Raw genomic sequence first — 17974 nt, 5'->3', positions numbered from 1 at the left:
GTGTCGGGCCCTAGTTGTATTGATCACGAGCGTTGTTGACGCTTCCTGGTCTTGTTCGTGGCGAAGGCCCCCGTGTGTGGTGGAGGTGTCGAATCTTCACCGCACGGAGGCCTTCGTGTCCCATCGTAATGCCCGCCTGACCGTTCATGGCAGGCGACTGCTGGTCGAGCGTGTCCGGTCTGGCCGTCCCGTCGCCCATGTCGCAGCCGAGATGGGCATCTCCCGCGCAACGGCCCACAAGTGGATCCGCCGCTGGCGGTCCGAAGGCGAACAAGGACTGCAGGACCGCTCCAGCCGACCGCGCACAACACCGCACCGCACCCCGGCGGACGTGGAGGCCCGCGTCTGCCGCCTGCGCCAGGACCGCAAGCTGGGCCCGGCACGACTCGGCCCGGTCCTGGGCCTGCCCGCCTCGACCGTGCACCGGATCCTGGTCCGGCACGGCCTGAACCGCCTCACCCACCTGGACCGGCCCACCGGCCAGGTCATCCGCCGCTACGAACGCGAACGGCCCGGCGAACTGATCCACGTCGACGTCAAAAAGCTCGGCCGGATCCCCGACGGCGGCGGCCACAAGGCCCTGGGCCGCCAGGCCGGCCGGGCCACCCGCAGCAACATGGGCTTCGACTACATCCACTCCGCCGTCGACGACCACACCCGCCTCGCCTACAGCGAAGTCCACGCGGACGAGAAGGCCGTCACCTGCGCTGCTTTCCTGCGTCGCGCAGCAGCCTTCTTCGCCGCCTGCGGCATCGACCGCGTCGAGCGAGTCCTGACCGACAACGCCTGGCCCTACCGCAAAAGCTTCGCCTGGCAGCAGGCCCTGGCCGACCTCGGCGCGGCCGGCAAACTCACCCGCGCCTACCGGCCCCAGACCAACGGCAAGGTCGAACGCTTCAACCGCACCCTCCTCGACGAATGGGCCTACCTGCGGCCCTACACCAGCAACACCGAACGCACCGCAGCCCTGACAGACTTCCTGCACACCTACAACCACCACCGCTGCCACACCGCACTCGACGGCCAGCCACCCATCAACCGTGTGAACAACGCTCCGGGCCAATACACCTAGTCCGTACGCGTGCGGTCCACCGGCAGCCCGGCCGCCCGCCACGCCTGGAACCCGCCCACCAGGTCCGTCGCCCGGTGCAGCCCCAACTGGTGCAGGGAGGCGGCCGCGAGACTCGACGCGTAGCCCTCGTTGCAGATCACCACGATCCGCAGATCGTGGCCGGTCGCCTCCGGGGCGCGATGGCTGCCCCGGGGGTCGAGGCGCCACTCCAGTTCGTTGCGCTCGACCACCAGGGCGCCGGGGATCAGCCCGTCGCGCTCGCGCAGGGCCGCGTATCGGATGTCGACGAGGAGGGCCTCGCCCGCCGACGCCGCGGCGAAGGCGTCTTGCGCCCCGACCCGGTCGAGCCCGGACCGCACCCGTTCCAGGAGTTCGTCGATGCCGACGGGCGGGATGGAAGGAGTGCTCACTGCCAGTCCTCCGGACGCTCCACCGACTCAAGACGCAGCACCTGGCCACTACGGCTGTAGCGGCGGATCTGCGGGAGCGGCGGATAGTAGGCGTGCACCGAGACGGCGTGCTCGGTGGTGGACTCGTTCAGGACCTCGTGGACGTGGTGACGGCCGAAGGCGCGCCCCTGACTTTCCGTCAATCGGCGTTCCCTGTCGACTCCTTCGGAGAGTTCCAGGGTCTTCCAGCCGTCGGTGGGCAGCCGGGCGGCGAGCGAGTTCTCCTTCAGCGCGCCGGACGCGGTGAGGAAGGCGCCGACCGAGTCGGCGTGGTCGTGCCAGCCGGTGCCGGTGCCCGGCGGCCAGCCGATGAGCCAGGCCTCACTGCCGCCCGGCCCTTCGAGCCGCACCCAGGTACGGCCTTCGGGATCGAGCGGTAGTGAGGCGACGAGGTCGCGGTCCGCGGCGGTGCGGCGGACGAAGTCGAGGAGATCGGCCTGCGTGGGCGCCCCGGTGGACGCCGACGCGGAGGCCGGCCTGGACGTGGGCGTGGGCAGGGGCGTCGTGGGAAGAGACACGGATACCGTCCTGGGTCCTGAAGGTTCGCGAAGGACGCGCGCCACCGGCTCGGCACCCGACACAGAAGGCGGTCGGAGGGTCGGAGACGCGCGTGAAGAAGGTGGAGAAGGCGAATTCAGCAGGACGGGCGACACACGCAGCCCGCATAGCGGACGAGGTCCATATGGACTCGCCGCCACAGGCGCACGCAGGTGTCAACAGTCGTCACGATCCGGAGTAGACCATGACGGTCGGAGCCGGTCAACCGGCTCTCAGGACGCGCCGCTCACCTCCGACGCCGTCGCGGCGGGTTCCTGCGATCCTGCGTCCGGTCCGCCTAGCACCGTGCGCGCCGCGTCGTACAGCTCCGCGGGGCGTACGCCGCTGAGTGCCGTGACCAGATGCCCGTCGGGCCGGATCAGCAGTACCGTGTGGGCGGGGGCGTCCGGGTAGCTCTCCGTGACGAGCAGTTCGGCCTCGTGCGGCAGCGCGGAGACGGCGGCCGCGAGCCGGGGCATGAGGCCGGCGGACATCCAGTGCTTGCGGTCCCACACGCCGGTGCCGGGCGCCACGAGCACGACGAGCAGCTGCCCGAGACCGAGCCGGTCGCGCAGCCGGACGAAGGAGCCGTCGGGCGCCGTCACCCGCACGTCGGTGACCGGGGCACCGGGTGCCGTGCCCACATCCACCTGCGACTCGGTGCGTGGAGGCGCCAGCGGGGAGTCGGCGTACGCCCCCGGCGCGCCCAGCGGCCCGTGCCCCAGGTGGCCGTCCGTGAGCAGGGCGTCGTGACCCCGGGCGGCCCCGGGTACGTACGAGCGCAGGCCTCCGCTGCCGCGCAGTATCGGCAGGGCCTGGTCGGCGGCGCGCAGCCGGCTCGCGACGACGGCGCGGCGCTCCGCCTGGTAGCTGTCGAGCAGCGTGTCGGGGGCGGGCCCCCGCCCGTCGTGCCAGGCCAGGGCCAGTTTCCAGGCGAGGTTGTCGGCGTCGCGCAGCCCCTCGTCCAGGCCCTGGGTGCCGAGCGCGCCGAGCAGGTGCGCGGCGTCCCCGGCGAGGAAGGCGCGGCCCACGCGCCAGCGCCGGGCGAGCCGGTGGTGGACGGTGTGCACGCCCGTGTCGAGCAGTTCGTACGGGGGCGTGGACCCGCCGCACCAGCCCGCCAGCGTCTCCCGGATGCGGGCCACCAGGACATCGGGCGTGACCAGGTCGCTGCGCGGCGGCAGCAGCCAGTCCAGGCGCCAGACGCCGTCGGCCAGGGGGCGGCCGACGACCTCCGCACCGGACGGCCCGGACGTCCGCCACGGCGGGCTCCGATGAAGCAACGCCTCGCCGGGCCACGGAAGTTCCGTGCGCAGCGCGGCGACGGCGTGCCGCTCGACGGCCGTCCGCCCGGGGAAGCGGATGTCGAGGAGCTTGCGCACCGTGGAGCGCGGACCGTCGCAGCCGACCAGGTAACTGCCGCGCCACCAGGTGCCCTTGGGTCCGCGGGTGTGCGCCGTCAGACCGGTCTTGTCCTCGTCGATCGAGTCGAGGCGGCTGTCGACGGAGACCTTGATCAGCCGTTCCTCGGCGGCCGCCGCGCGCAGTGCGCCGGTCAGCTCGTGCTGGGCGATGTGCAGCGGGGCGGGCAGATCGTCGCCGAACACCAGGGCGCGCATCTCCTGCTTGCGGCGCATCGAGCGCCAGCCCGTCCACCGGGCGCCGACCGCCTCGAACGACGTACCGGAGAGCCGCTCGGCGAGCGCGGCGGTGTCCTCGCGCAGCACGACCGTACGGGCCGGCCGCGGTTCGTCCTTGCCGGGGCCTTCGTCGAGGACGACGGAGGGTACGCCGTGCCGGGCGAGCGCGAGGGACAGCGTGAGCCCGACGGGACCCGCGCCGACGACGATCACCGGATCCACGGCGCGGCTCCTCCTGCCCGGAGCGGCCGCTGGGGCGGCGTACTGGACGTACAAGAAGGGGCAGTTGGAGCGGGGTGCGCGTTCACAGAGCGTATGCAACCCATTGCCGGTGCTTGCGTCAAGTGACGGAGGCAGTGGCGACGACGCCACTGCCTCCGTGATACCTCAACGGTCCAGCGACCGTCCGACGAAGCGTCAGAATTCGGCTCCCGCCGACTGGGTGCCCGCGACGGCCGCCGCGGGAAGGACCGCGCCCGTGGACTTCTTCCCCCGCCGCAGCCGGCCTTCGAGCCAGGAGGCGAACGTGGTGAGGGTGAAGTTGATCGCGACGAAGATGACGGCCACGACCGTGAAGCAGGCGATGGTGTTCGCCCCGTAGGCGGCGCTCAGCGGACGAACGGCCGCGAGGAGTTCGTCGTAGTTGAGCAGTGCGCCGCCCAGCGCGGTGTCCTTCACGATGACGACCAGCTGGCTGACGATGGCCGGCAGCATCGCGGTCACCGACTGCGGCAGCAGGATCGACCGCATGACCTGGCCCTTGCGCATACCGATGGCGTACGCGGCCTCAGCCTGTCCCTTGGGCAGGGCGAGGATGCCGGCGCGGACGACCTCGGCCAGCACCGAGGCGTTGTAGAGCACCAGGCCGGTGATGACGGCGTAGAGGGGGCGGTCGTCCGACGACACGTTCGTGAACTGGCTGTATGCCTGGTTCGCGAAGAACATGAGGAGGAGGACAGGGATGGCGCGGAAGAACTCGATGACGACGCTGGACGGGAGGCGCACCGCCAGGTGGTCGGAGAGGCGCGCGATGCCGAAGAACGCGCCGAGCGGCAGCGCGATGACCATGGCGAACGCGGCGGCCTTGAGGGTGTTCTCCAGACCCGGCCAGATGTACGTCGACCAGGCGCGGCTGTCGGTGAAGAACGGCTTCCACTTCACCCAGTCGAGCTGGTTCTTGCTGTCCAGCTCCTTGTACACCCACCAGGCGGCGGCAGCGAAGGCAATGAGGAAGAGAAGCGTGTAGAGGATGTTGCGCCGCTTGGCCCGGGGGCCGGGGGCGTCGTAGAGGACCGAGGTCATCGCTTCACCGCCACCTTCTTGCCGACCCAGTTGAGGATGAGGCCGGTCGGCAGCGTCAGGATGATGAAGCCCAGCGCGAAGACGGCCGCGATCAGCAGGAGTTGGGCCTCGTTCTCGATCATCTTCTTCATCAGGGCCGCGGCCTCGGCCACACCGATCGCCGAGGCCACCGTGGTGTTCTTGGTGAGGGCGATCAGTACGTTCGTCAGGGGGCCCACGACGGAGCGGAAGGCCTGGGGCAGGATCACGAGCCGCAGCACCTGGTTGAAGCTCAGACCGATCGCGCGGGCCGCCTCGGCCTGGCCGACCGGCACCGTGTTGATGCCCGAGCGCAGTGCCTCGCAGACGAACGCGGAGGTGTAGGCGATGAAGCCGAGCACCGCGAGGCGGAAGTTGATCGTGTCGAAGTCAGTGGCCCCGAGGTTGATCCCCAGGGTCTGGAACAGGCCCAGCGACGTGAACACGATGATGATCGTCAGAGGGATGTTCCGCACGATGTTGACGTACGCCGTGCCGAAGGCGCGCATCACGGGCACCGGGCCGACTCGCATGCCGGCCAGCAGGGTTCCCCATATGAGGGAGCCGACGGCTGAGAGAGCGGTGAGTTTCACCGTCACCCAGAACGCTCCCAGCAGGTCGTAACCTTCAAGAAAGTCGAACACGATCTCCCGCGCTTCCGCGTGTGTGGAGGGCTGCCTGGTGAGGACGGGGCGCGGCGGTCCGCCCGTCAGGGGTGCGGGCCGCCGCGACCGGTGTCACCGCGTCACTTGACGATGTTGCCGATCTTCGGCGCGGGCTCGTTCTTGTAGTTCGCCGGGCCGAAGTTGGCCTCCACGGCCTTCTCCCAGGAACCGTCCGAGACCATCTTCTCCAGGGCCGTGTTGATCTTGGCCTTGAGGTCGCTGCCCTTCTTGACGCCGATGCCGTAGTTCTCGTTGGTCATCTTGAAGCCGCCGAGCTTGAACTTGCCCTTGAACTCGGCCTGCGCGGCGTAACCGGCGAGGATGTCGTCATCGGTGGTCAGCGCGTCGACGGCCTTGTTCTCCAGGCCGGTGATGCACTCCGAGTAGCCGCCGTACTCCTGGAGCTGGGCCTTGGGGGCCAGCTTGTCCTTGACGTTCTGCGCGGACGTCGAACCCGTCACCGAGCAGAGCTTCTTGTTGTTCAGGTCCTTGGGGCTCTTGATGGAGTTGTCGTCCGCACGGACCAGGATGTCCTGGTGGGCGAGGAGGTAAGGACCCGCGAAGTCGACCTTGGCGGCGCGCTCGTCGTTGATCGAGTACGAGGCGGCGATGAAGTCCACGTCACCGCGCTGCAGCATCGTCTCGCGGTCGGCGCTCTTGGCTTCCTTCCACTCGATGTTGTCCGCGGAGTAGCCGAGCTGCTTGGCCACGTAGGTGGCGACGTCGACGTCGAAGCCCTTGTACTTGCCGTCCGGGGTCTTCTGGCCCACACCCGGCTGGTCGAACTTGATGCCGATGGTGATCTTCTTGCCGCCACCGCCGGAGCCCTTGTCGTCCTTGTTGTCGCCGCCGCAGGCGGTGGCGGTGACGGCGAGAGCCAGGGCGACGGAGGCCGCGGCGGTGACCTTGCGGAGCTTCATGGTGAACATCCTTCGTGTCGGCAGATTCGGCAGTCGGAAAACTCAACACGCGCGCGCGGGGCCTCACTCAAGGGCGTGAGGGCGCACGTGCGGGCGCGCGTCTAGTGGTGCAGGATCTTCGACAGGAAGTCCTTGGCCCGATCGCTGCGCGGGTTGCTGAAGAACTGGTCCGGAGTGGACTCTTCGACGATGCGGCCGTCCGCCATGAAGACGACCCGGTTCGCGGCGGAGCGGGCGAAGCCCATCTCGTGCGTGACCACGACCATCGTCATGCCGTCCCGGGCGAGCTGCTGCATCACCTCGAGGACCTCGTTGATCATCTCCGGGTCGAGCGCGGACGTCGGCTCGTCGAAGAGCATGACCTTCGGGTCCATCGCCAACGCGCGCGCGATGGCGACACGTTGCTGCTGGCCGCCGGAGAGCTGCGCCGGGTACTTGTCGGCCTGGGCGCCCACGCCGACCCGGTCGAGCAGGGCACGGGCCTTCTCCTCGGCCTGCGCCTTGGACACCTTGCGGACCTTGATCTGCCCCAGCGTCACGTTCTCGAGCACCGTCTTGTGCGCGAAGAGGTTGAAGGACTGGAAGACCATTCCCACGTCCGCACGCAGTCTGGCCAGCTCCTTGCCCTCCTGGGGCAGCGGCTTGCCGTCGATCGTGATGTCGCCGGAGTCGGTGGTCTCCAGGCGGTTGATCGTGCGGCACAGGGTCGACTTGCCGGAGCCCGACGGGCCGATGACGACCACCACCTCGCCGCGCGCGATGGTCAGGTCGATGTCCTGGAGCACGTGCAGCGCGCCGAAGTGCTTGTTGACTCGGCTCAGTGCGACCAGCGCGTCGCCCGCGGGGGGAGTGGCGTCCTTGGTCACCGAAACTTCGGTCATCGGGGTCTTGCTCCATCCTCCTCGGTTGGGAGGACAGTAGTAACGCCGTACGACCAGCGTCATTACATCTGAGGGGAAATTGAGCATAACGATCCGGTCGCAACCGGGCACTATGCGTGAAGGGGACAGGGTTCCGCGTACCGGCTGCATAACGGAACACGGACGTAACCAGAAGCCTCTTGACGCCGTCCTTATCCATCGGAGTGGATGCCTTGTGCTCGCACTTTTCGATGTACGGACGACGAACCTAAGGGGGCCGGAATGAGACTGCTGCTCGTCGAGGACGACGATCACGTGGCCGCGGCCCTGTCGGCGGTCCTGTCCCGGCACGGCTTCGAGGTGCACCACGCCCGCAACGGCGAGGAGGCGTTGCAGGCGCTCGTCCCGGAAGCCGCCGCCTTCGGGGTCGTCCTGCTCGATCTGGGCCTGCCCGACCAGGACGGGTACGAGGTGTGCGGCAAGATCCGCAAGCGGACCTCGACGCCCGTGATCATGGTGACCGCGCGCGCGGACGTACGGTCCCGGATCCACGGGCTCAATCTCGGCGCCGACGACTACGTCGTGAAGCCGTACGACACCGGGGAGCTGCTCGCCCGTATCCACGCGGTCAGCCGGCGCAGCGTGCCCGGTGACACCGCCGTGACGCCCTCCCAGGAGGTGCGGTTCGGTGATGTGGTCATCGATCTGCCCACGCGGCGGGTGACGGTGCAGGGGGCCGCCGTCCAGCTCACCCGCAAGGAGTTCGACCTGCTGGCCCTGCTCGCGCAGCGGCCCGGTGTCGTCTTCCGGCGGGAACAGATCATCTCCGAGGTGTGGCGCACCAGTTGGGAGGGGACCGGACGCACCCTGGAGGTGCACGTCGCCTCGCTCCGCTCCAAGTTGCGCATGCCGGCCCTCATCGAGACCGTGCGCGGCGTCGGGTACCGGCTCGTCGCCCCGGCCGCGTAGCAACAGGCGGGATCACGGGTGCGCACACGGCTTCTTCCGCTGCTCATCGTCCTCATGGCGGGCGTACTGCTCGCGCTCGGCTTTCCGCTCGCGGTGAGCGTGGCGTCGGCACAGCAGCAGAAGGTCGTGGTGGACCGGATCGACGACACCGCCCGGTTCGCCTCGCTCGCGCAGTTCGTCAGTACGGGGACGGGGGCCGGGCCCGCCGGTTCCGCCGCCGAGGACACCGGCGAGACGGTGACCGACGAGCGGCGCCAGACGCTGCAGAAGGAACTCGCCCGCTACTACGAGGTGTACGGGATCCGCGCCGGGGTCTTCTACCGCGACCTCGACGTGCCGCCGATGGGGCGGGCGCCGGTCACGTTCCAGGTGCCCGGCAGCGGGCAGTTGCGCTCGGCCTTCGACGAGGCGCTGTACTCGCGCGGGAGTCACGATCCGCCGCAGGTGTGGCCGTGGCAGCGGCACGGGCGGATCGTGGTGGCCTCGCCCGTCGTCCGGGACGGGGACGTCGTCGCCGTCGTCGTCACCGATTCGCCGACGGGCACGATGCGGGCCAAGACGCTGCGCGGCTGGCTGGTGATCGCGGTCGGCGAGGCCGCCGCGATGCTGCTCGCCGTGGGTGCGGCGCTGCGATTGACGGGCTGGATCCTGCGGCCGGTGCGGGTGCTCGACGCGACCACGCACGACATCGCCACCGGGCGGCTGAAGTCGCGGGTCGCGGCGGCGGGCGGGCCGCCGGAACTCCGGCGCCTGGCCCGGTCGTTCAACGAGATGGCGGACAACGTCGAGGACGTCCTGGAGCAGCAGCGCGCCTTCGTCGCCGACGCCTCGCACCAGTTGCGCAACCCGCTCGCGGCGCTGCTGCTGCGGATCGAGGTGCTGTCCTACGAACTGCCGGAGGGGAACGAGGAGATCGCGTCGGTCCAGGCCGAGGGCAAGCGGCTGGCCCGGGTCCTGGACGACCTGCTGGACCTGGCGCTCGCCGAACACGCCGCCGCCGACCTGCAGTTGACGGACATCGGGGAGCTGGCCGCCGAGCGCGTCGAGGCGTGGCGGCTGACCGCCGAGGGCAAGGGCGTGCGGCTGGTCGCGGACTGCCCGGCCGCCACCGGGTGGGCCGACCCTGTCGCACTGTCCAGTGCGCTGGACGCGGTGGTGGACAACGCGCTGAAGTTCACGCCGCGCGGTGAGGAGGTCCGGGTCACGGTGCGAGCCAACGGGGGGAGTACGGCCATCGAGGTCGCCGACGGCGGGCCGGGGCTGCGCGAGGAGGAGCTCGCGCGGATCGGGGACCGGTTCTGGCGCAGTGGGCGGCACCAGAACATCAAGGGGTCGGGGCTGGGGTTGTCCATCTCGCGGGCGCTGCTCACCGCGGGGGGCGGCTCCATCTCGTACGCGCATCACGAGCCGCACGGGTTGAAGGTGACGGTGCGGGTGCCGCGGACGGCGCCGGTGCCTGCGGCGCGGGAGGGGTAGCGGGGCCTCGGCCCCGTCAGGGGCGCGGGGCTGTGTCGATCTGCGGCTCCGCCGCGCGGGCGCGACCGGCCCCCCCCGAGCGCGCAACCGGCAACAAAGCGCCCGGGACCGAGCTGGAGGCCGGTTTGAGCGCTCACCCCGCGCCGGGGTGCCGCCTTGCCCACCCTGCCGCCCATGGCGGCAGATTGCCCAAGGCTTCGGGGATCGGCGGATTGACCAAGGCGAGGGGGCTCGGCGGATTGACCAAGGCGAGGGGATCGGCGGATTGACCAAGGCGAGGGGCCCGGCGGATCGCCCGAGGCAGCCCGGGTGTGGCCGAGATGCTGCGGTCAGGGTTTCACCGAGCGGTAGTAGCGGCGGGCGCCCTCGTGGAGGGGGAGGGGATCCGTGTAGACCGCAGTGCGGAGGTCGACGAGCTGGGCCGCGTGTACCTGGGCACCGATCTTGTCGCGGCTGTCGATGACGGTCCGGGTCACGGCCTCGGTCAGCTCCGTGGACGTACGGTCCGTCGTCACCAGGAGGTTCGCCACCGCCAGCGTGCTGACGGTCTTGCCGTGCTGGGCGGCCGGGTAGGCGTCGGCGGGCATCACGGCGGCGCGGTAGTAGCGCGCCGAGGCGTCGCTCTGCTTGCGCAGCCTGTCCAGCAGGCTGCCCATCTCGACGAGCCGTATCGGGTACTGCTCGGAGAGTTCCTTGACGTTGTTGGTGGGCAGGCCGCCCGACCAGAAGAACGCGTCGATCTCCTTCGACCTCAGCGCGTCGGCCATGTCGTTGATGCCCATGCCGACCGGTGTGACGTCCTTGTCGATGTCCAGGCCCGCGGCGGCCAGCACCTTTTCGGCGATCAGCCGCACCCCGGACCGCACCCCGCCCACGGCGACCTTCTTGCCGCGCAGGTCGGCGACCTTCTCCACCCCGGACGTCGCGGGCACGATCAGCTGCATGTAGTCGTCGTAGAGGCGGGCGCAGCCGCGCAGCCGGTCCGCGCCGGGCAGGCCCTCGTCCTGGTACTTGGCGACGGCGTCGGCCGCGGCGATGGTGAAGTCGGCCTTGCCGGTGGCGACCCGCGCGACGTTGTCCCACGAGCCCTGGCTCTCGTCGAGCGTCACGTCGAGCCGCGGCAGGTCGTGGGCCAGGGCCTTGTCGAGGAGGTTGCCGTAGCGCACGTACACGCCGTTGCGCGTGCCCGTGCTGAACGTGACCTTGCCGCCCGGCGACCGGTCGCCCAGCGGCAGCAGCCACCACAGGAGCAGCCCGAACACCACGAGCCCCACCACGGAGCCGGTGAGGGCGCGGCGGCGGGTGATGCGGAACGTCCGGAAGGGGGCCTGCGGCATGGGCGCGATCCTGCCAAACAAGGACCGGGCTGACCAGGGTCGCAGTGTCCGCGGACGGTCACACTCGGTGAGGGCGACCCGGCGCCCGCCGGCGCCGCGCGAGGTCGCGCGACGCCGTCTCCCAGCGTTCGTGGGTGAAGGAGAACCCCGCGTCCAGCAACCGGCCGGGCACCACCCTGCGGCTCTTGAGCAGGAGCTCGGTGTCGGAGCGCAGCGCGAACGCGCCCAGCTCCGCCATCGCGCGCGTGGCGGGCAGTCCGACCGGGACGCGGTGGGCCCGGCGCAGCACCCGCATGAGGTCGCGCTGCGGAAGCGGGTGCGGGGCGGCCAGATTCACCGGCCCCGACAGGTCGTCGCGGGCGATCAGGAACTCCACCGCGCGCACGAAGTCCCCGTCGTGGATCCACGAGACGTACTGCCGCCCGCCCGCCACCGGACCGCCCAGTCCCAGCCGCGCGAGCCACGACAGGACGTCGAAGACACCGCCCCGGTCCGGGCTCATCACCATGGCCGCGCGCAGGGCGACCTTGCGGGTGTCCGGGGTCGCCGCCTCCCGCTGCGCGCGCTCCCAGGCGCGGGCGATGTCGACGCTGTACGCCCAGTAGCGCGGGACGCCGGGCTCGGTGCCGCCGATGACGCCGGACGCCTCGTCGTGCGGGGCGCCGAAGGTGTGCGCGTAGATCGTGGCCGTACTCATCTGGAGCCACAGCGCGGGCGGCCGGCCCGCCCCGGCGACGGCCTCGCCGACCGCGCGGGCCGAGTCGACCCGGGAATCCATCATCGCGCGCAGGTTCTCGGGCGTGTAGCGGCAACTGACGCTGCGCCCGGCCAGGTTGACGACGACGTCGCTGCCGTCGATCTCCTTGACCCAGGCGCCCTGCGTACGGCCGTCCCACGCCACCTCACCCGCGCGCGTGGGTCGCCTGCTCAGGACCACGACCTCGTGTCCTGCGGCGGCGAGCGCGCGCCTCAGCACGCCGCCCACCTGACCCGTGCCCCCTGCCAGTACGACCTTCATGGCGCCCCCTCCATGTCACCTGCATGCCAACCACGGCGGGTTGAACGTGTTCAAAATACCGTGCGGGGCGCTCATGCGGCGAGCGGGGGTCGGTCCTTGCCCGCGCGCTGCCTCCTGCGGCCTCCGGTACACGAAGGACCCTGCCCTCGGTCACGTGGCGAACGGCACCGCGTTCGCCGCGTATGCGGGCGCCTCGTCCCTCGCAGGGCTGCGCGCCCTGCCGACCGACGAGATCGTCACGAAGATCAACGCGCCGGACGCCCCGTCCGAGGGCACGGACCCCACGAACCCGATCACGTCCACGCAGGACGCCGCGACGGCGGGCGCCTACCACGGACGCGACCTCTACCACCTCTTCGGCGGCCTGCCGCGACGGCACCGCAAGGCAGTGGACCGCCCGCGGCCGGGAGGCCGCCGAGACCTTCTCCTCGTACGTCGTGAACCTCGCGGCGACCGGCGACCCCAACAGCCCCGCCCACCGGCGTGCCCGCCCACCGGCGTGCCCGGCCACTGCCTGCCTGGCCCGCCGTGCGCACGGAACGGCCGCTCGTGATGGAGACGGGAGAGAGGTTTGAACCCGCTGCGGCCGCAGACAGTGACGCGAAGTTCACGTTCCTCCGGAGCCGCCTGGAAGGACGGAGCACCGCCTACTGACAGCGGGGGCGGAGGGGCTGCGGGGACCGCCTACCCTTGTTGCATGACCATCAGCAGCGACCGGAGCCAGGCAGTGGACGTTCACGCCCCCAAGACCTATGAAGTACGCACTTACGGGTGCCAGATGAACGTCCACGACTCCGAGCGTCTGTCGGGCCTCCTGGAGGGCGCCGGTTACGTCCGCGCCCCCGAGGGCTCCGACGGCGACGCCGACGTGGTCGTCTTCAACACGTGCGCCGTGCGCGAGAACGCCGACAACAAGCTCTACGGCAACCTCGGCCGGCTCGCCCCGCGGAAGACCGCGCGCCCCGGCATGCAGATCGCCGTCGGCGGCTGTCTCGCCCAGAAGGACCGCGACACCATCGTGAAGAAGGCGCCCTGGGTGGACGTCGTCTTCGGCACGCACAACATCGGCAAGCTGCCGGTCCTGCTGGAGCGCGCCCGCGTCCAGGAGGAGGCGCAGGTCGAGATCGCCGAGTCCCTGGAGGCGTTCCCCTCCACGCTGCCCACGCGCCGCGAGAGCGCCTACGCCGCCTGGGTCTCCATCTCCGTCGGCTGCAACAACACGTGCACCTTCTGTATCGTCCCGGCGCTGCGCGGCAAGGAGAAGGACCGCCGCACCGGCGACATCCTCGCCGAGATCGAGGCCCTGGTCGGCGAGGGCGTCTCCGAGATCACGCTGCTCGGCCAGAACGTGAACGCGTACGGCTCGGACATCGGCGACCGCGAGGCTTTCAGCAAGCTGCTGCGTGCCTGCGGCGGCATCGAGGGCCTGGAGCGCGTCCGCTTCACCTCCCCGCACCCGCGCGACTTCACCGACGACGTGATCGCCGCCATGGCCGAGACCCCGAACGTGATGCCGCAGCTCCACATGCCGCTGCAGTCCGGTTCCGACACGGTCCTGAAGGCGATGCGCCGCTCGTACCGGCAGGACCGGTTCCTCGGCATCATCGAGAAGGTCCGTGCCGCCATGCCGGACGCCGCGATCTCGACCGACATCATCGTGGGCTTCCCCGGCGAGACCGAGGAGGACTTCGAGCAGACCCTGCACGTGGTCCGCGAGGCCCGCTTCACCAACGCCTTCACCTTCCAGTACTCCAAGCGCCCCGGAACGCCGGCCGCGACCATGGAGAACCAGGTCCCCAAGGAGGTCGTGCAGGAGCGCTACGAGCGTCTGGTCGCCCTTCAGGAGGAGATCTCCTGGGAGGAGAACAAGAAGCAGGTCGGCCGCACCCTGGACCTGATGGTCGCCGAGGGCGAGGGCCGCAAGGACGGCGCCACGCACCGCCTCTCCGGCCGCGCCCCCGACAATCGCCTGGTCCACTTCACCGCGCCCGACCAGGAGGTCCGCCCCGGCGACGTGGTCACGGTCGAGATCACGTACGCGGCCCCGCACCACCTGCTCGCCGAGGGCGAGGTCCTGAACGTGCGCCGCACGCGCGCGGGCGACGCGTGGGAGAAGCGCACCCAGGAGACGCAGGACAAGAAGGCCGGCGTCCTGCTGGGCCTGCCCAAGGTCGGCGTCCCGGAGCCGCTGCCCGCGGTCACCGGAGGCTGCGCCGTCGACTGACCGGACACACCGACACGGGGGAGCGGGCCATGGCGCGCTGGGTGATCACGGTGGAGCACGCCAGGGGCGACGTGTACGACGTCGTCCCCGTGGCGCGCTTCGACGGCACGCGGGAGCAGGCGCACCGCAGGCTGTACGAGACGGCGTGCACGCATCGCTTCAGCAGCACGCTGCGCGAGCAGGGCCGCGACGTGTTCCGCCGGGACGACGGCACGTACTACGTGGAGATCCAGGGCGCGCTGACCGAGTACCGGCTGCGCTACTGCCTCGCGGAGTTGGTATGGAGCGCGGGGGAGCGGGCCGGCGGCGCGGGCCGGAGCGGAACCGCGGCCCGGCACACCTCGGCCGGCCGGCCGGACCCCGACGGGACCGTCCCCGACTACTGGCGGCCGCCCGGCGAGTAGGCTGCCGATCATGCTTGTCGCCGCCGCCGTCTGCCCCTGCCCGCCCCTGCTCGTGCCCGAGGTCGCCGCCGGTGCGGCCCCGGAACTGGACGCCGCGCGCGCGGCCTGCGACGAGGCGATCGGCGCGGTGGTCGCCGCACGGCCCGACCTGATCGTGGTCGTCGGCGAGGGCGGGCGCACGACGTTCCACGAGGCGGGGGCCCGCGGCTCCTTCCGCCCCTTCGGCGTCGATGTCGACGTGGTCCTCGGCGCCCCGGCCGGCGCCGTGGACGTGACGCTGCCGCCGTCCCTCGCGGTCGGCGCCTGGCTGCTCGCGCGCGCGGGCTGGGACGGCGCGGTGCGCGGCTACGAAGTGGCGGGCGAGCGCTCCTGGCCCACCAACGGCGAGGACGGCGTCCACCTGTCGACCATGGCCGACCGGGTCGGCATGCTGGTGATGGGCGACGGCACCGCCTGCCGCACGGTCAAGGCCCCCGGCTATCTGGACGAGCGGGCCGAGGGCGTCGACGCGGGCATCGCCGAGGCACTGCGCACCCTCGACCACGAGGGCTTCCTCCCGAACCTGAGCGCGGACCTCGCCCGCGAGCTCAAGGTCTCGGGCCGCTCACCGTGGCAGATCCTCCTGGGGGCCGACTGCGACGACGGCCTCGGCGCGCGCCTCCTGTACGAGGACGCCCCCTACGGAGTCGGCTACTTCGTCGCCTCCTGGACGTAACCCCGACGTGCCGCACACGGCGACGGCCGCGAAGCCCTCGGGCTTCGCGGCCGTCCGCCATGTGTGCCGGGCGCGGTGTCAGGACGCCGCGGGGGGCGACGGCGGGGTGCCGCCGTCCTTGCCGTTCGAGCCCGAGAGCTTGCCCAGGGTGTCCTTCGCCTTGTCCGCGCCCTGCTGAATCTTGTCGCTGTACTTGCCCTTGGTCTTGTCGTCGGCCATCTTGGCGGCCTTGTCCAGACCCTGGTCGATCTTGTCCCCGTGCTCGCGCGCGAGGTCCGAGACCTTGTCCTTGTTCAGCTTGGCTCTGATCGAGTCCAGGAAGCCCATGGATCCACCTTCCCTCGTGGGGGCTCGAGGAATTCGGCTCGAGCTACTTGCGGGCGCTCTCGCCGGCCTCGTTGTCGGCGGCCTGCTCGGCGGACTGCTGCTTCGGGATCTCCACGCTCTCCTTCGCAGCGGCCTCGACGGTCTCGGCGGCCTCCGCCTCCTCGGCGGACTCGGCCTTCTCGTCGGCCGTGGCGGCCTCTGCGGCCTCGGGCGCCGCCTCGGCGTCCGGAGTCTCCTCCGCCTCGGGATCGGCCGTCAGAGTGGCGGCCGCCGCCTCGGGGGTTGACGCCTCCTCGGTGTCCTTGGCCTTCCGGCGAAACATGGCAAAAACGCCCATTTCAACTCCATACGTTACTCGTGTGGGCGAAATCCCGCCCTGCCCGGTGCGTCCCATTGCGTCGCCCGGGTCACCGGTCCGCAAAACCGGCGGCTGGAACCTCGCAACAGGCAACGACCCCGGACCCGCGCCGTCACGTAGCTCGTTCGAGAAGTGGTGGCGGGGTTTGCGAGACTGGGGCGGTGAGTAGTGCAGCTCCCGCGCCGCGGGTCATCGCCGTCGTCGGTCCCACCGCGGCCGGAAAGTCGGATCTCGGAGTCTTCCTCGCCAAGGAACTGGGAGGAGAAGTCGTCAACGCCGACTCCATGCAGTTGTACCGGGGGATGGACATCGGCACCGCCAAGCTGACACCCGAGGAGCGCGCGGGCGTGCCGCACCACCTCCTGGACATCTGGGACGTCACCGAGGCGGCCAGCGTCGCCGAGTACCAGAAGCTCGCCCGCGCCGAGATCGATCGCCTCCTCTCGGAGGGGCGCTGGCCCGTCCTCGTCGGCGGCTCGGGACTCTACGTCAGGGGAGCCGTCGACAAGATGGAGTTCCCCGGCACCGACCCCGCCGTCCGCGCCCGCCTGGAGGAGGAGCTGGAGCGGCACGGCAGCGGCGTCCTGCACGCCCGCCTCGCCGCCGCCGACCCGGAGGCCGCCACCGCGATCCTGCCCAGCAACGGCCGCCGCATCGTGCGCGCCCTCGAAGTCATCGAGATCACGGGCAAGCCCTTCACGGCCAACCTGCCGGGACACGACTCCGTCTACGACACCGTCCAGATCGGCGTCGACGTCGAGCGGCCCGAACTCGACGAACGCATCACCACGCGCGTGGACCGCATGTGGGAGGCCGGACTGGTCGACGAGGTGCGCGCCCTGGAGGCCCAGGGACTGCGCGAAGGGCGGACGGCCTCGCGTGCGCTGGGCTATCAGCAGGTGCTCGCGGCGCTCGCGGGGGAGTGCACCGAGGACGAGGCGCGCGCCGAGACCGTCCGCGCCACCAAGCGCTTCGCGCGCCGCCAGGACTCGTGGTTCCGCCGCGACCCGCGGGTGCATTGGCTCAGTGGGGCTGTCACCGACCGCGCGGAACTCCCGGCGCGCGCAATGGCGTTGGTCGAACGACCGGTTACAGCCTGATCACGTGATGGCATCGGGACGCCCGGGCGGTCATCGCCGCCCCCGCGGCCGTGCCATCATCGACCATCGATCGACCAGACAGTCCGGAGTGGGAGGGCGCGTGGCGATGGAGGCCGGCCCTCGAGACACCGCACCAGGCGGCGACCAGTTGAGCGCCGACGGTCCTGAGACGACCCCGGACGGCGTGATCGCCGACGGCCCGTCCGTCGACGAGCTCGCCGCGCAGGACGAGGCGGCCGAGGTCCAGGTCGAGCTGCGCCCGCAGCGCAGGCTCCGCATCTGGCAGCTCGCCCCCATCGTGATGCTCGCCACCATCGGCTCCCTGATGTTCGCCTTCCCGCTGTTCTTCGAGTTCGGCGACGGCGGCGCGGTCGTGGCCATGCTCGGCCTGCTGATCAGCTCCTGCGCGGCCGGCTGGGGCCTGATGGCGGCCCGCCGGGTGGGCTACACGCTGCCCGGGCTCCCGCCCCGCGGCTCGGGCCGCTGGCCCGACTGGCGGGTCGTGGGCGCGTACGTGGTCGTGGTCGCCGCCGTCACGGTGCTGGCCGTCTGGCGCGTCGCCCGGCTGCGCTGAGCGCCCTCG

The 17974-nt window shown here is 71.0% G+C and carries 21 protein-coding genes; 9 read left to right on the top strand and 12 right to left on the bottom strand.

What is annotated here, in order from left to right; translation table 11 throughout:
* The first annotated feature begins 115 nt into the window (after nt 1–115).
* A complete protein-coding gene (locus tag J3486_RS31860; RefSeq protein WP_207826581.1) occupies nt 116–1072 on the top strand; it encodes an IS481 family transposase in 957 nt (318 codons plus the stop codon).
* Here the strand turns inward: J3486_RS31860 and J3486_RS31855 are convergent.
* From J3486_RS31855 to J3486_RS31825, 8 genes are all read right to left on the bottom strand, one after another.
* Nucleotides 1069–1482 (bottom strand): rhodanese-like domain-containing protein, encoded by a 414-nt coding sequence (locus J3486_RS31855; RefSeq protein ID WP_207826579.1) that lies wholly within the window; start codon nt 1480–1482, stop codon nt 1069–1071. The genes J3486_RS31860 and J3486_RS31855 overlap by 4 nt on opposite strands.
* Nucleotides 1479–2039 carry a cysteine dioxygenase gene (locus tag J3486_RS31850; protein WP_307805018.1) on the bottom strand — a complete coding sequence of 187 codons (561 nt, stop codon included), beginning with the start codon at nt 2037–2039 and terminating at the stop codon, nt 1479–1481. The genes J3486_RS31855 and J3486_RS31850 overlap by 4 nt, the downstream gene beginning before the upstream one ends.
* A 116-nt stretch (nt 2040–2155) precedes the next feature.
* Nucleotides 2156–2227 carry a putative leader peptide gene (locus tag J3486_RS45270; RefSeq protein ID WP_309544753.1) on the bottom strand — a complete coding sequence of 24 codons (72 nt, stop codon included), beginning with the start codon at nt 2225–2227 and terminating at the stop codon, nt 2156–2158.
* Between the two features lie 64 nt (nt 2228–2291).
* Nucleotides 2292–3920 carry an FAD-dependent monooxygenase gene (locus tag J3486_RS31845; protein ID WP_207826577.1) on the bottom strand — a complete coding sequence of 543 codons (1629 nt, stop codon included), beginning with the start codon at nt 3918–3920 and terminating at the stop codon, nt 2292–2294.
* Between the two features lie 195 nt (nt 3921–4115).
* Nucleotides 4116–5000 carry an amino acid ABC transporter permease gene (locus tag J3486_RS31840; RefSeq protein ID WP_207826575.1) on the bottom strand — a complete coding sequence of 295 codons (885 nt, stop codon included), beginning with the start codon at nt 4998–5000 and terminating at the stop codon, nt 4116–4118.
* Nucleotides 4997–5662, bottom strand: coding sequence for an amino acid ABC transporter permease (locus J3486_RS31835; RefSeq protein WP_207826573.1), 666 nt, complete (start codon nt 5660–5662; stop codon nt 4997–4999). Before J3486_RS31835 ends, J3486_RS31840 begins: the two co-directional genes overlap by 4 nt.
* Before the next feature lie 101 nt (nt 5663–5763).
* The gene (locus J3486_RS31830) at nt 5764–6603 is read right to left on the bottom strand and encodes a glutamate ABC transporter substrate-binding protein (RefSeq protein WP_207826572.1); all 840 of its coding nucleotides are present in this window, start codon (nt 6601–6603) and stop codon (nt 5764–5766) included.
* A gap of 101 nt (nt 6604–6704) precedes the next feature.
* The gene (locus J3486_RS31825; protein WP_207826570.1) at nt 6705–7484 is read right to left on the bottom strand and encodes an amino acid ABC transporter ATP-binding protein; all 780 of its coding nucleotides are present in this window, start codon (nt 7482–7484) and stop codon (nt 6705–6707) included.
* Between the two features lie 261 nt (nt 7485–7745).
* On the opposite strand from J3486_RS31825, the gene J3486_RS31820 reads away from it, so the two are divergent.
* Complete coding sequence (locus tag J3486_RS31820; protein WP_207826568.1) at nt 7746–8432, top strand: response regulator transcription factor; 687 nt, start codon at nt 7746–7748, stop codon at nt 8430–8432.
* 18 nt (nt 8433–8450) lie between these two features.
* Nucleotides 8451–9908 (top strand): HAMP domain-containing sensor histidine kinase, encoded by a 1458-nt coding sequence (locus J3486_RS31815; protein ID WP_207826566.1) that lies wholly within the window; start codon nt 8451–8453, stop codon nt 9906–9908.
* 329 nt (nt 9909–10237) lie between these two features.
* On the opposite strand, the gene J3486_RS31810 is transcribed toward J3486_RS31815, so the two are convergent.
* Nucleotides 10238–11245 carry a TAXI family TRAP transporter solute-binding subunit gene (locus J3486_RS31810; RefSeq protein WP_207826565.1) on the bottom strand — a complete coding sequence of 336 codons (1008 nt, stop codon included), beginning with the start codon at nt 11243–11245 and terminating at the stop codon, nt 10238–10240.
* A gap of 58 nt (nt 11246–11303) precedes the next feature.
* Entirely contained in the window at nt 11304–12263 is a 960-nt protein-coding gene (locus J3486_RS31805) for a TIGR01777 family oxidoreductase (protein ID WP_207826564.1), read from the bottom strand.
* 154 nt (nt 12264–12417) lie between these two features.
* Here J3486_RS31805 and J3486_RS31800 point away from each other — a divergent pair, with 154 nt between their 5' ends.
* The 4 genes from J3486_RS31800 to J3486_RS31785 all read left to right on the top strand — a co-directional run bounded on the left by J3486_RS31800 (nt 12418) and on the right by J3486_RS31785 (nt 15606).
* Nucleotides 12418–12816: a hypothetical protein gene (locus J3486_RS31800; RefSeq protein ID WP_207826563.1), complete on the top strand. Its 399-nt coding sequence runs from the start codon at nt 12418–12420 to the stop codon at nt 12814–12816.
* Between the two features lie 144 nt (nt 12817–12960).
* Nucleotides 12961–14487, top strand: coding sequence for a tRNA (N6-isopentenyl adenosine(37)-C2)-methylthiotransferase MiaB (gene miaB / locus J3486_RS31795; protein WP_207826562.1), 1527 nt, complete (start codon nt 12961–12963; stop codon nt 14485–14487).
* A gap of 29 nt (nt 14488–14516) precedes the next feature.
* The gene (locus J3486_RS31790) at nt 14517–14891 is read left to right on the top strand and encodes a hypothetical protein (protein ID WP_207826561.1); all 375 of its coding nucleotides are present in this window, start codon (nt 14517–14519) and stop codon (nt 14889–14891) included.
* Nucleotides 14892–14901: 10 nt separating this feature from the next.
* Nucleotides 14902–15606 carry a class III extradiol dioxygenase subunit B-like domain-containing protein gene (locus J3486_RS31785; protein ID WP_207826560.1) on the top strand — a complete coding sequence of 235 codons (705 nt, stop codon included), beginning with the start codon at nt 14902–14904 and terminating at the stop codon, nt 15604–15606.
* 78 nt (nt 15607–15684) lie between these two features.
* Here J3486_RS31785 and J3486_RS31780 read toward each other — a convergent pair whose 3' ends face one another.
* Both J3486_RS31780 and J3486_RS31775 read right to left on the bottom strand, forming a co-directional pair.
* Entirely contained in the window at nt 15685–15933 is a 249-nt protein-coding gene (locus tag J3486_RS31780) for an antitoxin (protein WP_207826559.1), read from the bottom strand.
* A gap of 43 nt (nt 15934–15976) precedes the next feature.
* Nucleotides 15977–16255, bottom strand: coding sequence for a hypothetical protein (locus tag J3486_RS31775; protein ID WP_307805017.1), 279 nt, complete (start codon nt 16253–16255; stop codon nt 15977–15979).
* A gap of 197 nt (nt 16256–16452) precedes the next feature.
* Here J3486_RS31775 and miaA point away from each other — a divergent pair, with 197 nt between their 5' ends.
* Together miaA and J3486_RS31765 are read left to right on the top strand one after the other, a co-directional pair.
* Nucleotides 16453–17391, top strand: coding sequence for a tRNA (adenosine(37)-N6)-dimethylallyltransferase MiaA (gene miaA, locus J3486_RS31770; RefSeq protein ID WP_207826557.1), 939 nt, complete (start codon nt 16453–16455; stop codon nt 17389–17391).
* Between the two features lie 106 nt (nt 17392–17497).
* Entirely contained in the window at nt 17498–17965 is a 468-nt protein-coding gene (locus J3486_RS31765; protein WP_229378940.1) for a hypothetical protein, read from the top strand.
* Nucleotides 17966–17974 lie beyond the last annotated feature (9 nt).

Source organism: Streptomyces sp. VRA16 Mangrove soil (assembly GCF_017377775.1).
Classification (GTDB): Bacteria; Actinomycetota; Actinomycetes; order Streptomycetales; family Streptomycetaceae; genus Streptomyces.
This window is presented reverse-complemented; position numbering and strand designations above follow the sequence as displayed.

Excerpts from the sequence above, each read along its gene's own strand:
- J3486_RS31780 (WP_207826559.1), bottom strand. The coding sequence starts at position 15,933 with ATGGGCTTCCTGGACTCGATCAGAGCCAAGCTGAACAAGGACAAGGTC.
- J3486_RS31805 (WP_207826564.1), bottom strand. The coding sequence starts at position 12,263 with ATGAAGGTCGTACTGGCAGGGGGCACGGGTCAGGTGGGCGGCGTGCTG.
- J3486_RS31810 (WP_207826565.1), bottom strand. The coding sequence starts at position 11,245 with ATGCCGCAGGCCCCCTTCCGGACGTTCCGCATCACCCGCCGCCGCGCC.
- J3486_RS31825 (WP_207826570.1), bottom strand. The coding sequence starts at position 7,484 with ATGACCGAAGTTTCGGTGACCAAGGACGCCACTCCCCCCGCGGGCGAC.
- J3486_RS31765 (WP_229378940.1), top strand. The coding sequence starts at position 17,498 with ATGGAGGCCGGCCCTCGAGACACCGCACCAGGCGGCGACCAGTTGAGC.
- J3486_RS31840 (WP_207826575.1), bottom strand. The coding sequence starts at position 5,000 with ATGACCTCGGTCCTCTACGACGCCCCCGGCCCCCGGGCCAAGCGGCGC.
- J3486_RS31775 (WP_307805017.1), bottom strand. The coding sequence starts at position 16,255 with ATGTTTCGCCGGAAGGCCAAGGACACCGAGGAGGCGTCAACCCCCGAG.
- J3486_RS31830 (WP_207826572.1), bottom strand. The coding sequence starts at position 6,603 with ATGAAGCTCCGCAAGGTCACCGCCGCGGCCTCCGTCGCCCTGGCTCTC.
- J3486_RS31785 (WP_207826560.1), top strand. The coding sequence starts at position 14,902 with ATGCTTGTCGCCGCCGCCGTCTGCCCCTGCCCGCCCCTGCTCGTGCCC.
- miaB (WP_207826562.1), top strand. The coding sequence starts at position 12,961 with ATGACCATCAGCAGCGACCGGAGCCAGGCAGTGGACGTTCACGCCCCC.
- J3486_RS31790 (WP_207826561.1), top strand. The coding sequence starts at position 14,517 with ATGGCGCGCTGGGTGATCACGGTGGAGCACGCCAGGGGCGACGTGTAC.
- J3486_RS31820 (WP_207826568.1), top strand. The coding sequence starts at position 7,746 with ATGAGACTGCTGCTCGTCGAGGACGACGATCACGTGGCCGCGGCCCTG.